The sequence below is a fragment of the Bradyrhizobium ontarionense genome (assembly GCF_021088345.1).
In the GTDB taxonomy this organism is placed as follows: Bacteria; Pseudomonadota; Alphaproteobacteria; order Rhizobiales; family Xanthobacteraceae; genus Bradyrhizobium; species Bradyrhizobium ontarionense.
Window position 1 is genome coordinate 6,698,455 of the sequence record NZ_CP088156.1, and the last position, 17,353, is coordinate 6,715,807.

General features: G+C 63.3%; 5 protein-coding genes. All 5 read left to right on the forward strand.

Going from position 1 to position 17,353, the window contains the following annotated elements; all coding sequences use genetic code 11:
- Positions 1 to 6: 6 nt before the first annotated feature.
- Genes LQG66_RS29385 through LQG66_RS29405 form a run of 5 tightly spaced genes read left to right on the forward strand, consistent with a single transcriptional unit; the run spans position 7 to position 17,298 of the window.
- Positions 7 to 6,159, forward strand: coding sequence for a non-ribosomal peptide synthetase (locus LQG66_RS29385; protein WP_256460589.1), 6,153 nt, complete (start codon positions 7 to 9; stop codon positions 6,157 to 6,159).
- Positions 6,152 to 7,207, forward strand: a complete 1,056-nt coding sequence (locus tag LQG66_RS29390; protein ID WP_231319334.1) for a TauD/TfdA family dioxygenase — start codon at positions 6,152 to 6,154, stop codon at positions 7,205 to 7,207. Before LQG66_RS29385 ends, LQG66_RS29390 begins: the two co-directional genes overlap by 8 nt.
- A complete protein-coding gene (locus LQG66_RS29395) occupies positions 7,204 to 10,317 on the forward strand; it encodes an amino acid adenylation domain-containing protein (protein WP_231319335.1) in 3,114 nt (1,037 codons plus the stop codon). The genes LQG66_RS29390 and LQG66_RS29395 overlap by 4 nt, the downstream gene beginning before the upstream one ends.
- Positions 10,314 to 15,848, forward strand: a complete 5,535-nt coding sequence (locus tag LQG66_RS29400) for a type I polyketide synthase (protein WP_231319336.1) — start codon at positions 10,314 to 10,316, stop codon at positions 15,846 to 15,848. The genes LQG66_RS29395 and LQG66_RS29400 overlap by 4 nt, the downstream gene beginning before the upstream one ends.
- Positions 15,841 to 17,298, forward strand: coding sequence for a condensation domain-containing protein (locus tag LQG66_RS29405; RefSeq protein WP_231327992.1), 1,458 nt, complete (start codon positions 15,841 to 15,843; stop codon positions 17,296 to 17,298). Before LQG66_RS29400 ends, LQG66_RS29405 begins: the two co-directional genes overlap by 8 nt.
- The last annotated feature ends 55 nt before the right edge of the window (positions 17,299 to 17,353 follow it).

Sequence of the window (17,353 nt, forward strand, 5' to 3'; positions counted from 1 at the left end):
GGGCGTGTGAGCAGCCTAGACAGCATCACAGGCGTCTTCAGCTTGAGCCCTACGCAGCGGGGAATGCTGCTTGGCGTCGACGCGAGACGGGACCAGTCGGCACATATCGTCTGCTTTGCCTGTCGCCTGGCCGGCGAGTTGCGTCTGGCCGAATTCGAGCGCGCCTGGCGACGGGTGTTGCGACGCCACTCGATTTTGCGCACAGGTTTTAGTGGGGATGGCAAAGCAGAGATTTTCCAGTTCGCACGCGCAGATGTCGATCTTCCGTTCGAAGTTCTCACTGACGGCCGGTCGCTCGACGCGTATATCGCCATCGACGGGCGACGCCGGTTTGATCTGGACCGTCCGCCGCTCATCCGGGTCGCTGTCCTGCTGCAAGCACCAGGTGCCGCCGAACTGGTGCTTACTCACCATCACGCGGTGATGGATGGCTGGGCGTTGCGTCATATCCTTGACGAGGTCATGGCGTGCTACGGAGCGGAGTGCGCCGGCACCGAGCCCGAATTGCCGACGGCCGTACCGTTCAGCCGGTTCATTCGCTGGTGGCGGCGGCGCGACGCTGGGTCCGACTCATCATTCTGGCAACAAAGGCTCGCAGGGTTCAATGATCCGGTTCCGATCGGTGCCGCGAAGCGACCGACCGGGCCTGCCGATGGCTACGGCGTCAAGGATTGGCGGGGCACTCCGGATCTTGCTGACGCTGTTCGCCATTGTGCTCAGCGTCTCCGGATAACTCCGGCACTCCTGATGCAGGCGGCCTGGGCGCTGACGCTCGCGCATCTGAGCGGGCGCTCGGACATCGTGATCGGCGTGACCTCATCCGGCCGATCCGCCGGGTTCGATGGCGCTGATCAGGTTGTCGGGCCGTTGATGGTGACGCTTCCTCAGCGGTTTATTGTCGATGTGCGCGCCGACGTTGGAGCGTGGTTATCCAATGCGGCACGTGGCGCGCTTGATGCGGCCCAGTACGAGCACGCGGATTCGGTGGCGATTCGAGAAGCCGCTGCTGTTCCCGTCAGTCGCACGTTGTTCGAGAGCGTCGTGGTTGTACAGAATCTGCCAGTCGAGTCGGTACGATTGACTGTGGCTGGACTGACGCTCGATCTCTCCGACGTCCGCGTCGAAGGAGGTCAGGGCACATATCCGCTGGTGCTGTCTGTCTTTGCGGGCGAGGCGCTCGCCTTTCGATTGGTCTACAGCCGTGCCAGGTTCGATGACAGCGATCTCCCTGAGATTGTTCACGCATTCGAGACCGCGCTGGTCCGGCTGTGCCGCGCTGCGAGCTCCACACTCGGCGAGGTTCTGCAGGGAATGCCCTCAGCGGCCCAGGGGCGCTGGATTGCGCCCGCCGCGCCAGTCTTCGTGGCGCCGATAGGACCCCTCGAATTGCAGATCGCGGAGGCGTGGCGAGACATCTTCAGGCGGCCGGTTGGGCGCGATGACGGCTTTCTCGATAGCGGGGGTAACTCAATTCTTGCGCTCGAGCTCGCAGCTTCGCTATCGCGGCGTCTGGGGTTCGAGATACCTCTGAAATGGATCTTTGAGGATGGCTCCGTTGCTCGCCTCGCGGCGCGGCTCGAGGACCCGACCGAATTGACAGAGGCGGTGTCGCCGCTTGTTCCTGATGCCTCTAACCGGGAGCGGCCATTTCCTCTGACCGAGGTTCAAAGAGCCTACTGGGTTGGGCGCGCACGCGGCTTCGAGCTTGGCGGGATCAATTCATTCACGCTCCTGGAAGTGGCGATCGGTCGGGTCGAGCCCTACGAGCTTGAAACAGCCTGGAATCGCTTGGTGGAACGGCACCCGATGCTACGGGCGGAACTGACGAGCGACGGACAGCAGCGGATTCGCCCGACCGTTCCGTGGATGCCGCTCGGGCATCGCGATTTTTCGCACCTGTCGGGGACGGCGCTGGAGCAGGCCCAGCAGGAGTTGCGGAACGAGATGCGCGGTCAGGTCGCGGATCCGACCCGCTGGCCGCTGTTCTCGCTATGCATATCAGAGTTCGCCGACGGTGAGCGGCGTCTCAATGTGGCATACGATCCGATCGTCTGCGATGCCGGCAGTATCCGGCTGATCGCGAACGAATTGGCGATGCTGATTGCCGAACCGACCGTTGATCTGCCGCCTTTGGCGGTCGATTTCCGCGACTACGTGCTTGGAATAGGCCGGCTCCGCGATGGTCCGGCTGGCGCACGCGCCTCGGACTACTGGAACAGGCGGATCGATCAGTTGCCGGCGGCGCCGGAGCTACCCGTTGTACCGGGCCGGTCGGATGCCGCTCCGTGCTTCAAGCGTCGAAATGCGACGCTTCATGCGGATGCCTGGCTCCGGCTGCAGGCCAGGTGTCAGGAAGCCAGGATCACCCCCTCGGCGCTCCTGATGGCGATCTATGCCTCGGTCGTCGCGGACTGGTCCAGAACGCGCCATTTCGCTTTGAACATTACGTTGTTCAACCGGGCGCCCCTGCATCCTGACGTAGCTCGTATGGTCGGCGATTTCACCTCGCTCACGCTTCTTGAGGTCGACTTGAGGCAAGTCCAATCGCTGGCCGAGCTGGCAGGCCGGATGCATACCCAGCTGTTGAACGATCTCGAGCATCGAATCGTCGATGGTGTCGAGGTCATGCGCCGTCTGTCGAGTCGCACGGCTGCCGGTCAGCTGGTCATGCCGGTCGTCTTCACAAGTACACTTGGGCAACAGTCCCTCGATCCAGGAGGGACGACACCGATTGGTCACCTGGTTCAGGGATACGGGCAAACGCCTCAGGTCTATCTCGATTGTCAAGTCGGTGAGTGGGGCGGCGATCTACATTGCTGGTGGGATTGTCTGGATGAACGGCTGCAGCCGGGCGTCGCCGAGGATATGTTCGCTGCATTCAACGGCCTGCTGCAGCGACTGTCCGAGGACGTGGCTGCGATGGGTCGCATCCTGCCGGCCCTTATTCCACCAGCGAGCCTCGCGACACGTGCGCGAGTGAACGAGACGCGATCGCCGATCGCGGAAGACACGCTGGATCAGTTGTTTCTGCGAAGCGTCGAATGTGCTCCGGATGCGCCGGCACTCATCAGCCGGCATTCGGTCATGACCTATCGAGAGCTCGAACGTGCGTCCTTGGCGCTTGCTCTTCGGGTCGCCGAGACGGCCGGCGCCGCCGAACCAGTCGCCATTTTCGCAAAGCACGCCCATCCGCTGGCGATCGCGTCGATGGCGGTGCTGCGTGCAGGCAAGGCGTTTACCCGCATCGATCCGGCTTGGCCCTTGGAGCGGCAACGGATCGTGCTGGCCATCGCAGGCTGTCGGACGGCACTGGTCGATAGTGAGGCCGACATCGATTTGCCGGCCGACATCGCTCGGATGCCGATACGATCGGAAACGATAGCAGATCCCGCACCGATCAGCAGTCGCGCGCCGGACTCGACTGCCTATGTGATGTTTACGTCCGGATCAACCGGTACTCCAAAGGGAGTCACGATCACTCATCGTGCAGCAGTCAACACCATTTTCGACATCAACCGGCGTCTGACACTGACTCGTGACGATCGCGTCCTGGCCGTTTCGGCGGCAACATTCGACCTGTCGATCTATGATTTGTTTGGTCCGCTCGCGGTGGGCGGAACGATGGTTTGTATCGAGCCCGACGAGTGGCGAAATCCGCTGGCGTGGATGACGGCGATCGCCCGCCATGGTGTGACAGTGTGGAATTCTACTCCCGCACTGATGGAAATGCTGGTGGACCAGGCGGAATCGGCCGGGCAACCGCGAAGCCTCGGGTCACTTCGCGCAGTTCTGCTGAGCGGCGACTGGATTCCTCTTGCGTTGCCGCAGCGAGTGCGGCGGCTTGCTCCGGAGGCATCCTGCATCGGTCTTGGTGGCGCGACCGAGGCCGCGATCTGGTCGACTTGGCATCCGCTCGACAAGGCTGAAGCCGAATGGTCAAGCTATCCGTATGGCGCGCCGCTTGCGAACCAGACGACCCATGTTCTCAATGAATGGCTGCAGCCGTGTCCCGACTGGGTTGCGGGCACGCTCTATATCGGAGGCGTCGGTGTTGCGACTGGCTATTGGGCGCGGCCGGACCTGACCGAAGCTGCCTTTATCGTTCATCCGGAAACGGGCGAGCGCCTGTTCAAGACGGGAGACCTGGCGCGCTTCCGGCCGGACGGAAAGCTCGAATTTCTCGGTCGGGAAGACGGACAAGTGAAGGTCCGCGGGCACCGGATAGAACTTGGAGAGATCGAGACGGCATTGGCCAATCACCCGGATATCCTGGCGGCCGTTGCTCTCGCCGATCGACGGGGCATTTCGGCCTACTGCGTCGGAAAGCCGGATCGCCAATCTCCGGACTCGGATCGAATTCAACGGTATCTGACGAGCGCGCTGCCATACTACATGGTGCCCCGCGACATCCATGTCATCGAGACACTTCCTCTCACTGCGAACGGAAAGGTCGATCGGTCCGCGCTCGCCGCACTCGCCGTTCGGCCAGAGCCGAAGACTGGAGAGGCGAGGCGGATCGGAGAGCTGACGGAGATCGTCGCCACAGCCGCGGCGGGGCTGATCGGAATCGACACGCTGCAGGCGGACGACGATTTCTTCGCGGCCGGCGGAGACTCGATCTCGGGGACGCAGCTCATCGGGCGCCTGGGCGTCCTGACAGGCCGGACGATTGCGTTGCCGCGGCTGTTCGAGTTGCGCACGCCGGGCGCGATAGCGGAAGCTCTGTTGAACGAGGGTGCTGCAGCCGCGAGCGCGATCCCGCGACTTCCGGCTACGACAAGTGCGCCGGCCAGCATGGCCCAGCGCCGTTTCTGGCTGCTCGATCGTTTCCAGCCTGGTGACCCGCGCTATGTCATTGCCGGCTCGCTCGAGCTCCGCGGAGCGGTGGACATCGTTGCGCTCGCTGCCGCAGTCTCGGATCTCGTCACGCGTCATGAGCCCCTGCGGACCACCCTTGACGAAGTTGCCGGCGAGCTCGTCCAGATCATCCACGAGCCGCCCGAACGGCCGCTTCATATCTTCCAGGTCGCCGCGTCGGGCGAAGCCCTTGCAGCGCTTTTCCGCGAGTTCGCCTCGCTGCCCTTCGATCTGAGCCGGGAAGCTCCTGCCCGCTTTCGCTTGCTGCAGATCGCGCCCGAGCGCAGCATCTTCCAGTTCTCAATCCATCATATCGCCTGCGATGCCTGGTCGCTCGGTGTCATCAGCGCGGACATTTCCCGTGCCTATGCCTTCCATCGGGGCAAGGCGCCGCCGCCTGCTGCGCTGTCGTTGCGATACGCCGATTTTGCCGGCTGGGAACGCCAGCAGATGCGCGGCGAACGAATTGCCGAGGCCCGCCGCTGGTGGGGTGCCCGCCTTACCGGACTTGGTTCCCAGAAACTGTCGATCCTGGCAGGTCCGACTCGGGAGCAGCATCGGGTATTTCCGGTCGAGCTCGACGAGCCGACTTGCCGGCGTCTGGAGGGGTGTGCGACGCGAGCCGGCGCCACGCTTTATACGGTGCTGCTCGCGGTCTTCGCCGCCGCTCTCCGCGTACATGGCGGACGTGATGACATCGTCATCGCCAGTTCGGTATCCGGGCGCACGCACTCAGAGCTCGAAAATCTGGTCGGCTGTTTCATCAATCTCATTCTCATTCGCATCGATCTGAGCTCTGCGCCATCGCTGGACGAAGTGGTCAAACGTTCGCAGGGCTTCATTGCCGGTGCATTGATGCGGCAGGACTTGCCTTTTGAGGAGATCGCTGCCGCCGCGCGGGCCGCCGGCGCGGGCGACGAATCGCCATACGTCGCGGTGTTCGTTCTGCAGAACACGCCGCCGGGCCGGATCTCATTGGACGAACTTGAGGTCTCGATGCCCGACCATTCGCTCGGGCTCAGCCGCTACGCCCTGCATCTGCACTTGCATCGGGCGGACGGTAAGTTGCGCGGAGCACTGAGAACGAATGCAGAGATCGTCGGCCGAGGTTTGGGCGCTGAGCTTGCCGAGCTGTTCGCGCGACTCTGCGAGGCGGCATCGGCCGAGCCGGCCACCGCGCTGCAGAGTCTGCTTGAACGGATCGGCGGCGGGCAGACGCGTCGCCGTGTCCATCAGACCCGCTTGAACCGGATGCTGCGCACGCAGGGTAGTTCGCTGCAAGAGGTCGCCGACAATGAATGAGCGCAAGCAATTTCCACTGTCGAGGCGGGCGCTCCCCAGGGCGCTGCCAACGGACCCATCGGGGCTGGTCGAGTATCACGATGAGGTCGACAGCGTTCCACTCCTGATGCTGTGCCCACGCTTCGACGGATTGGTGCTCACGCGATGGCTCGGCGAGAATGGACCGCTGCTCCGGGAACTGGTCACGAGGTCAGGCGCCGTTCTGCTTCGCGGCTTTTCAGATCCATCTGCGGAGGCCTTGAGCGCTGGCTTGAGCACCCTCGGCGACGGCCGTGGTCCCGAGGCGTATGTCAATCGCTCGACGCCGAGGCTCTCTGTGGGCGGCAACATCTACACCGCGACGGAATACCCCGCAGACCGTGTCATCCCGCCCCATAATGAAATGTCGTATACGGCGCGGTGGCCGCTGTTCCTTGGACTCATGTGTGTGCAGCCTGCCGAGACCGGGGGCGAAACCCCGATCTATGACAGTCGGAAGGTGCTCGCAGCCATTCCGCAGGAGGTGCGGGAGGCCTTCGAGCGCCACGGTGTGCTGTATCTGCGGACGCTCGCGCCGGGCATCGATCTTCCATGGCAAGAGGTGTTCCAGCTCGACGACCCGGTCGCTGTCGAGGCGTTCTGCAACGAGCAGAATATCCGCTGCGATTGGCTCGATCGCGACACACTGAGGATCGCGGAATGTCATCCGGCCGTGCGACGACATCCGCGAACGCGCGAGGAGGTCTGGTTCAATCAGGCTCATCTTTTTCATCATCTCGCGCTTGGTCATGGAACTGCCCGGGTTCTCTCAAGTGCCGTCGGGGCAGACCGATTGCCGCGCGATGCGCAGTTTGGTGATGGGACCGCAATACCGGCCGACATGTTGGAGGCCGTCAAGGCGGCATATGCGGCCAGTGCCATGAGTTTCTTCTGGCAGCCGGGTGACATGTTGCTGTTGGACAACATGATGTTCGCTCACGCGCGCAACAGCTACGGCGGAAAGCGGCGTGTGCTGGCCGGGATGACTGCGTTTGTGGACGGCGTCAGATTGGAAGACTTCGATAGATGACCGGCATGACAAACAAGCTGGCTCGACTTGCTCCGCAGCAACGCTATCTTTCGGAAGCGTTTGCCGGCGCGGCGCCCGACAACGTGCCACGCGCGGTCATCGTGCTGGAGATCGAGGGCACATCTCCCTCCATCGAGGATCTGAGGAGCGCCGCGAGCAGATTGGCCGCGCGGGCCGAAATCCTGCGAACCCGCTTTCAGGCGTTGCCGGGCCACTCCCTGCCGGTCCAGTCAATCGCTCCGGTTCTGTCGCCGGATGTCACGATCGGCGATGCGAGCGATCGTGATCCCCTCGCCACGATGTGGGAGTCGGCAATCGACCAAGAGTCATCTTCGCCTCTTGCAATTGTGCTTGGTAATGGACGTGTGGTGGTCAGATTACCAGCGCTCTGCGCAGATGCCCGCACGCTTGATCTTGTGACCGAGCTTCTGGTCTCTCCGTCAGCGGCTGGTGCCGTTCCGATCGAATTTGCCGAGGTCGCGGAGTGGCTCTGCGATTTCACGTGTGAACGCGCAGCCGCGGAGTCGGTGTGGTGGCAAGCCCGCGCATTCCCGACACCGCTGCTCCCGTTCGAGAGGCCGAGTACGCATCGAAACTTCATTGCGCTGCATTGGGCTGTGCCAAAGTCGCTCCACGAACGAGTAAGCCTGCATGCTGGAAAGCGCGATGTTAGCGAGGAGGCATGCTGGCTCACCGCTTGGTGGATCGTGCTTGCGCGGATCGCGCAGGCAGGACTTGCGATTGCCGTCGAGTTCGATGGACGCCGTTACGATGGGCTGGAGGATTGTCTCGGACCGCTCGCGCGCCGTGCGCCGCTGGGGTGGGCCTATGACGGTCGTTTGTCGGTCGAGGAAATTGTCCGGGCGGTACAACGGGACCTTGAGCTGGGACGCGACCGCGTCGAGCATTTTGATCCGCGAAACGACGGTTCGCTTGGCCGGTTCGGCTTCGCGTGGCGGTCAGGGAAGGCCGTCTTCACAGGATCCGGACTGACGTTGCGGCCGCTGGCGCGAAGGATTCACGCAGGTCCATTCGCTGCGGACCTGTGCTTCGAGCACAGAACGGCGTCCGACCGGGTCACGCTGGACGCGACGCTTCTGATTGAGGCGGGTTCGATCGAAGCCGGGGCGGGCGAGGAGCTCAAGCGCCTCGTGATGGAGGCCGTCGCGGCCGTCGTCGAACAGCCGTCGGCAAGTCTGCAGGATCTGAGCTTTTCCGTTCGCAACGAGCCGGCAAAGGTCATCTCGCGGCCCGGCACTTTGCTCGAGTCTCTCGAGCATTGGGCGACAAGCACACCCGATCGTATTGCAGTTGTCGACGAAGCGGGTTTGCTGACGTTTGGCCAGTTGTGGGCCCACGGCGGGCGATTGGCAAACCGATTGAGCGCGTTGGGCGCCGGTCCCGAGCGACCGATAGCTCTTCTCATGGGGCGTAGCTCGGCAGCCGTGTTGGCGATGGTGGCGGCGTGGCGTTGTGGCGCCTGCTATTTGCCTCTCGATCCGATGCTTCCGCCCGCACGGCTCCAAACCATACTCAGACAATTGCCGGTTGCGGCTTTGGTGGTCAGCTCCGAATATGCGGATCTTGTTCAGGGCGTCGACGTTGCCGTGCTTCGCCTGAACCGAGTGGAGCCGTCCCCCGACATGGTGACAGGTTCGTTGCCGCGATCGAATCCCGAGTCTTGCGCTTATCTGCTTTCAACGTCGGGATCGACGGGAGTTCCAAAGGTTGTGGTGGTCGAGCATCGCCAGCTGCACGCCTACGCGACCGCTCTGGTTCATCAGCTGAAGTTCGGTGACAGCTGGAAGTTCGGCATCGTGTCACCGTGGTTTGCCGACATCGGCCTCACCATGCTGGCCGGCGCTTTCATCACCGGCGGCTCTCTTCACATCATGCCTGAGGCACGACTGCTCAATGCCGATGCGTTCGGTGCTTTCGTGCGCGACCATGGCCTGCAGTGCCTGAAGATCGTCCCGACTCACCTGCAAGCCTTGTTCGCCGGCCGCGAGACCGCCGACATACTTCCGAAGGAAATGCTCATTCTTGGCGGCGAGCAGCCGGCCTGGTCACTGGTGCGGCAGATCGCTGCAATTGCACCGCGGCTCCGCCTGGTCAATCACTACGGCCCTACGGAGACCACGGTCGGAGTCGTTACGGGCGAAATCGATCCTGCCGAAGCCGACCATCTGGCGCGCCCGATGCTTGGTCGTGCGTTGCCGAATGCAGACGTGCATATTCTGGACGAGAAACTTCGGCCCGTGCCGGCCTGGATGCCAGGTCAAATTCACATCGGCGGATTGACGGTCGCGCGGGGCTATGTCGGCGCGAGAGCGGCGACAGCAAGGGCATACCTGCCGGATCCGTTTTCGGAACGCGCCGGCAGCCGGATGTATGCGACCGGAGACATGGCACGTCGATGCCTTGATGGGCGCATCGAGTTTCTTGGCCGCTCCGACCGACAGGTGAAGATTCGTGGTCTTCGCGTCGAGCCGGACGAACTGGAAGCTGCGTTGCATGGGACGCGCGGCATTGCTCGGGCTGCCGTCGTCGTGCGAGGTGAACCGCCGTCCGGGCCGCGTCTGGCCGCCTATGTCGTGCTTGCGCCTGACCACCCGTTCGACGCGGCAGCTATTCGCCGCGAACTTGCGGACACATTGCCTTCCTACCTGCTGCCATCGAGTATCACGGCGATCGCTGACCTGCCCATGACCGCGTCCGGGAAACTGGACGTCGCGAGGCTTCCTGCTGAGACGAACACGCGCGGCGGCGCCCTCGCGACGCGGAAGGAGCGGGAAATCGGCGCGTTGTGGTGCGAAGTGCTCGGTACGACGTCAGTCGGTCGCGAAGACAGCTTCTTTGAGCTCGGCGGTCATTCGCTCGCGCTGGCGGAGCTGAGCCTTCTTCTTCGCGACAGGCTGGGGCTCGATTTTCCGCTGCCAGAACTCTTTCGGCATCCCACGGTGGCGGCGATGGCAAGGATGGCCGACAAGCAGGCCGGTCAGGATCGCACACGTGCCTTTGCGAAGGCTCGCAACCTGGCCGAACAGCGGCGCGTTGCGTTGACGCAGTTGGAAGAGCGTGCGGAAAAGAGCAAGGGGACAGCCACATGACGGACGGTCCGGCCATTCAGCACGGTGTCGCCATCGTCGGCATGAGCGCGCGTTTCCCCGGCGCGCCCGACATCGAGGCGTTCTGGCAGATGTTGTGTGCGGGACGCGAGGGCGTTCGGTTCTTTAGTGACGAGGAGCTGATCGCACATGGTGCCCGGCCGGACGAACTACGGCACCCTCGCTACGTCCGCGCGGCTGCGCTGCTGGACGATCCCGACTGTTTCGATGCCGAATTCTTCAGCATCAATCCGCGCGATGCCGAGTTCATGGATCCGCAACAGCGCATCATGCTTGAGGTGAGCCATTCGGCGCTCGAGGACGCGGGTTACGGGGACCCGGAGCAGCGTCCTGTGACGGGCGTGTTCGTGGGATCGAGCATGTCCCACTACGCGTTTCACGTTCATGATCTCAATCCCATTCGCGGGCCGTCCGGAACGATGCAGGCGTTCTTCGGCAATGCCGAGAGCCATCTCGCGACGAGAGTCAGCTTCAAGCTCGATCTTCGCGGACCGAGCATGTACCTGCAGACGGCGTGTTCGACGTCGCTGACGACCGTGCACCTCGCTTGCCGTAGCCTGTTGTCGCGTGAATGCGACATGGCGCTTGCTGGCGGCGCTTCCATCACCGTCCCGCATCCGGCTGGCTACGTTCATGTCGAAGGCGGGATCTTGTCGCCTGATGGTCACTGCCGACCGTTCGACGCGGAGGCCGGCGGAACGGTGATCGGAAACGGCGCCGGCGCTGTTGTCCTGCGCCGCCTTGAGGACGCGATTGCTGATGGCGATCGGATCCTGGCTGTCATTCTGAGCTCGGCCGTGAACAATGATGGCGCCGACAAGATGGGATACACCGCGCCTGGCGGGCCAGGCCAGGAAGCCGTCATCGCGGACGCATTGGCGCTCGCCGGAGTCGAGTCGTCGAGCATCGGACTCGTCGAGGCTCATGGCACCGGCACCATCTTGGGCGATCCGATTGAGGTATCCAGTCTCAACGCGCTCTATCGCGGGGCTCCGGGAAGCTGTTTGATCGGCTCAGTGAAATCGAACTTTGGTCATCTGCTGGCGGCGGCCGGCGTGGCCGGCCTCATAAAGACAGTTCTGGCGTTGAGCCGCGGCTGCATTCCGCCAAGCATCAATTTCAGAAGCCCGAATCCGCGCATCGATTTTGCAGCAGGGCCGTTTCGTGTTGCAACCGGGGTGACGCCCTGGCAGGGCGGCCAGACGCCGCGCAGGGCATCCGTCAGCTCATTCGGAATCGGCGGCACGAATGTGCACATCGTGTTGCAGGAAGCCCCCGCACTGCCGCCGTCAGACGTGGAATCTCGGTGTGAGATATTGCCCCTCTCGGCGTCGAGCCCGGCAGCGCTGGCGAAAGCTGCTCAGGCTCTGTCGGATCGGCTGCTGGGCGCCGACGACGATACGACGCTTCAGGACGTCGCTTTCACGCTTCAGCAGGGCCGTCGCGCCCTGCCGTTCCGGCTTGCCGTCACAGCACGCAATCTCACCGAGGCGGCGGACCGGTTCCGGCAATCGATCGGCCAGGCTACACCGGCTGCGGTGCGTCCAGGACCGGTGGCCTTCCTGTTCTCCGGCCAAGGCTTGCAGCGTCGTGGGATGTTCCGCGGGCTCCATGCCAATTCCAAGTTCTTTCGACACTGGTTTGATCATTGTGCCGAGGTGCTGATTGCGGAAGGACTCGACTTGCGCCGGCTGATCATGGCCGAGAGCGGGCGAGAACAGGATCTTGAGCAGACCGCCATCACGCAGCCGGCGCTGTTTGCCGTCGAATATGCGCTCGCCCGCCAATGGATGGAATGGGGCGTCAAGCCGGAGATGGCCTTCGGCCACAGTCTCGGCGAGTATGTCGCCGCCTGCATTGGAGGCGTGTTCGCATTGGACGATGCTCTACGCCTGGTGGCCTTGCGGGGGCGTCTGATGCAGGCGCAGCCGCCAGGAGCCATGATCGCGATTCCGCTCGACGCGAAGGACCTGCGAAAGTTCGAGACCGATGCGATCGTGATTGCCGCGATCAACGGCCGCCGGCGCAGCGTCATGGCCGGACCGGAACCCGACATCGTCGCGTTGGCCGAGCGACTGTCCGCAGGCGGAATTGCCGCGCGGCGGCTGCGGGTTTCTCATGCGTTCCATTCACCGGCAATGCGGCCGGCGGCAGCCGATCTGGCGCGAGCGATTTCGACCATCGAACTGAATCCGCCAACCCTTCCCATCGCATCGAGCGCATCCGGGACCTGGCTCTCGGCGGAGGAGGCGCAGGATCCGCAATATTGGGCAAATCAGCTGGTGATGCCGGTCGATTGCCTGACGGCTTTGGAGACGATCGCAAGCGAGGAGCCATCGGTCCTGCTCGAAGTGGGGCCGGGGAGCGCCTTGACCGGCTTTGCCCGCACGATCATGCCCGCCTCGGTGCGCTGCTTCGCTTCGGACGCCGGCGGTCTCGACAGTGAGGAACACTATGCAGAGTTGCTGGGCAAACTCTGGACGGCGGGTGCGCCTATCGAGTGGTCGAACCATCATCAAGGCCGGCACCGTCGTCGGGTTTCGCTCCCGGGCCACAACTACGAACGCAAGCGTTATTGGATCGGCGACGGAGCTGTTTCGTCGGGCGCAAGGCCTGAGGCCAAGCCGACCGCGGCTGCAGCCAAGGAGGTCGGCGCACAGAGGTCCGACGACGTATCCGAATGGTTCTATGTTCCGTCCTGGCGCTTGTCCATTGGGGCGTCCACGCTGAGTGAGGCGCGGCAAGGACAGGATTGGTTGATCCTCGCCGACCTCGGTGGGCTCGGGACGCGCATTGCCGAGCGGCTGCGGACGCTCGGGCACCGCGTGGCTGTGGTGCACGCTGGTGTCGAGCCGGACCTCGCAGACCATACGTCGTTCGTCGTTCGTCCGGGCGTCGCGGCCGACTACGATGCCTTGTTGCAGCGCATGCACCTCAATGGGCTGATGCCCGCGCAGATCATCTCGTTGTGGGGATGCGGTCCGCCCTCCAAGCTCTGTACGGACACGACCCTGTGTTTCGATGCGATGATCTTGCTGGCCCAGGCGCTGGGACGACGACAATCGGAAATTCGGCATTCGCTCGTGATCGTGTCCGAAGGAAGCCATCGGATCACCAATTCCGAGGCGCTTTATCCCGAACGCGCTCTCGGTCTGGGACCGGCCAAGGTCATACGGCAGGAATTTCCGAACATTGCCTCACGCCACCTTGACCTCGTCCCTTCGGATTGGACGGAGCCGGCGGCGCTGGATCGCCTGCTCGCGGAGCTTGCAGATCCGTTTGGGACGGAAGGCGGACGGATACGGGACCTTCGTGACGTCGTGGCTCTGCGCGGCATCGATCGCTGGATGCAGACATTCGAGAAGGTGAAGCTCGAGCGTTCCGAGCCGCCGCTGATCAGACGAGGTGTCTATCTCATCACCGGCGGACTTGGCGGGATCGGTCTTGTGCTGGCCGAGCGACTGGCCACCCAGTGTGAAGCGCGCCTGATATTGACGTCCCGCTCGCCTTTTCCTCCTCGCGAGAAGTGGGACGAACTCTCGCGAGAGTCCGGCCACGACGGTCCGTTTGCCACGCGCATCGCCAGCATTCGGCGCCTCGAGGCGGCAGGCGGTTCGGTGCGGGTGATCCAGCTCGATGTTACCGACGTTGCGGCCGTCGATCGAACGGTCCAGGAGATCGTTGCGGAGTTTGGCGCGCTGAACGGAGTGATCCACGCCGCCGGTTCGGCCGGGGGAGGGATGATACAGCTGAAGGAGCTGGGCGCGGCGCACGCGGTCTGCGCTCCGAAGGTTCAGGGCACCCTGGCCTTGCACCAGGCCCTGCACAAGGTCGATGTCGACTTCCTGGCGCTCTGCTCGTCGCTCACCTCTGTTCGAGGTGGTCTAGGCCAGGTCGACTATTGCGCAGCCAACGCGTTTCTCGACGCGTTTGCGCAGTCGTGCGCGACGACGCGCGGCAAACGGCGGACGATTTCGATAAATTGGGGAGCATGGGCGGAGGTCGGCATGGCGGTCGCGGCTATCAGGCGCCATGGCTTCCTTCCTTGTCCGTTCTGGCTCCGCCAGAAGTCGAGCAACGAAGGAGCGGCCTTGAGCCACCCCATGCTCGACCGAATCTTGATCTCCGGTGCCGACGAACGGGCGGTGAGGGCCCGCCTGCGCCCCGGCGAGCTCTGGGTGCTTTCGGAGCATCGTCTCAACGGCCGGCCCACGATGCCGGGTACCGGGCATCTCGAACTGCTGAGGGCCGCGTGGGCCGCAATTTCCAGCAACGAGGCTCTCGAATTCCGCGACGTCAGCTTCAAGGTCCCGCTCTCGGTCGCCGACGGTGCTGCGCCCGAGGTTCACGTCCTCACAGAGTCAAATCGCACCGCCGGGAAGATCAGCGTCGTCACCCAGGTCGGTGGCGGCGACAGTCTTGTCGAGCATGTGTCGGCCAACGTGCGTCCTGTCGGCGAGATCGCTCCCATCATCACCGACATCAATGCGCTGTTGGCACGGCTCACGCCCTTTGATCAGGCGCCGGCGGCGCCGCGCCGGAGTACTCTCACGTTCGGGCGTCATTGGGACTTGCCGTCTCGGGTCTATGTCGGCAATGGAGAAGTCGTCGCCGAAGTGATGCTGCCAGAGACGTATGCCGCCGAGCTCGACGCATTCTGGCTTCACCCATCACTGCTCGATGTTGCGCTGGGAGCGGCCAAGCTCCTGAACAGGAGCGATGTCCCGATGCTCCCGTTTGGCTATGCGCGGCTTCGGCTTCTGGCGAGGTTTCCGGGGCGCATCTTCTGTCATCTGCGCGCGCGGCCTCAGGACGCGGCGTCGCGGATATTTGCAGTCGACGGATCGGTCATGGCGCCGGATGGAACGGTGCTCGCCGAATTCGAGAACTGCCAGTTCCGGGTGGCCGATTCGAGGGAGGGCGGTGAGTCCACTCGAACGCAGTCGGCAAACAGCGACGTGGTCGACGTGCTTGCCGGCGCAATTCGTTCGGACGAAGGCGCAGAGGCGTTCGTTCGTGCATTGGCATGCACAACGCCTCAAATCGTCGTATCCGCCTTGGATCTGGATGCCGTGATCGCGAAATGGCGCGATCAGGAGCAGTCGATCGTGGAGCGGGTCGCCAAGGCCGAGCTTCCGCGCCCATCGACGATACTGGGTGGTGATGCAAGCGCACCGAAGCCTGCCGGCGACGTTGAGACCCAGATATCGGACATCTGGCGAGACCTGCTTGGCCATCCGCAGATAGGCCGCGACGACGATTTCTTCGCGCTCGGGGGCGACTCGTTGCTCGGAATCCAGCTTCATGCACGCATGCAGGACTTGTTCAGGATTTCCATCACCCTCGCGGCGGTGTTCGAAAACCCGACCATTGCTGCCCTCGCGAGGATCGTATCTGACAAGAGCAGCGGCGGAAGCGCGTCGCACGAGATGGATCCGTCGATGATGCCGATCATTCCGACGAAGACCAGAGCCATCGAGGACATACTCGGAGAGTTGCTTGACAATGCGTGACGTGGGGCGGGACATCCAACGATTGTCCGACGAATGGCGCCGGCGCCTCGTCGCGGAGCTTCCGCTCCTTTCGTTCGCTCAGCAACGCATCTGGCTGTTGCACCAGCTTGACCCCACCAAGGCGATGTACAATGTGCGCTACATCGTCCGTGCGCTGGGTGTTCTTGATCTCGATGCGCTTCGCCATGCGGCGGCGGAAGTTCGTCGTCGCCACGCGGTGTTACGTACCACCTTCCACCTGATCGACAACACCCTCTATCAGGTCATCCGCGGCGAAACGCAGAGTGACTTTGTTGTCGTCGACATCTCGGATCTCGCTTCCGAGGAGCGGGTCGAGGAAACGGCTTTGCGTATCGAAGCCGAGTTCCGCAAGCCGCTCGATTTGGAGCGTGGGCCGCTGTTCCGCACCGTGGTTCTTCGATCAGCCGCGCGGGAGCACACGATCATTTTCGTGTTCCATCACCTCGTCATCGATGGTCGCTCGATGACCTTGTTTACGGACGAGATCACGGAGCTGTACCAGGCGCGAGTTGCCGGGCGTCCGCCGAATCTGCCGGCGCTGCCCATTCAGTATGCGGACTACGTTGCATGGCAGAGGCAGGCCGTCGAAGGGCCTCTTCTGATCAACGAACTATCGTATTGGCGGGATCGGCTGTCGAACTGTCCGCTGGTCTCGGGGCTGCCGCCGGACCATCCGCGTTCGCCGCTGGCGAACGGCTCCAGCGAAAGCCTATTCTGCCGGCTCGACACGGCGCTGGCGGGCAGGATATCGATGGCTGCTGCGGCCAGAGGATGCACGCGTTACATGCTGCTGCTGGCCGCATTTGCGGCAGTGCTCGGCCGCATTGCGGGTAGCTCCGATATCTGTATCGGCTCTCCGGTCGCCGGAAGAGTGCGTCGTGAGTTCGAGCCGCTGATCGGCTGCTTTCTCAATACGCTGGTCATGCGCTTCAAGTTATCCCGCGAGATGACCTTCGACGACCTTCTGCAGCAGGCGCGAGAGGTGACGACCGGTGCGTACGCGAACCAGACCGTCCCGTTCGAACGCATCGTCGAAGAGCTGAAGCCGCCACGTGACGCAAGCGGGACGCCGTTCTTCCAGGTGATGATGAATATGCTCAGTCACAAGCCGCGATCCATGGTGTTCGACGAACTTGAATTGGTTCCTATCGGACTTGGAGAGCCGCCGGGCGGAGGAATGGACTTGAACATCAAGGTGCAGGCCGAAGCGAACGACGGAATAGGCATCTTCCTGACGTATCGAGCCGATCTGTACGAACGCTCGACGATTGTCAGCCTGCAGACCGAGCTCGTTGGCTTTCTTGCCCAGGTGGTGGATCGGCCGGACCTCAGACTTGGCGAGTTGTCGGGGCACACGAACGGCGCGCCGGTGGCGGGTCCGGAACGGGCGACGGGCTTTTCGGCCGGGGTCGGTCCCCGTGCCGGATAGGCCAGGTCGTGGCGCATGGAGTGTGGGGTGGGAGGCGCGTCGTGGAAGGGAATAG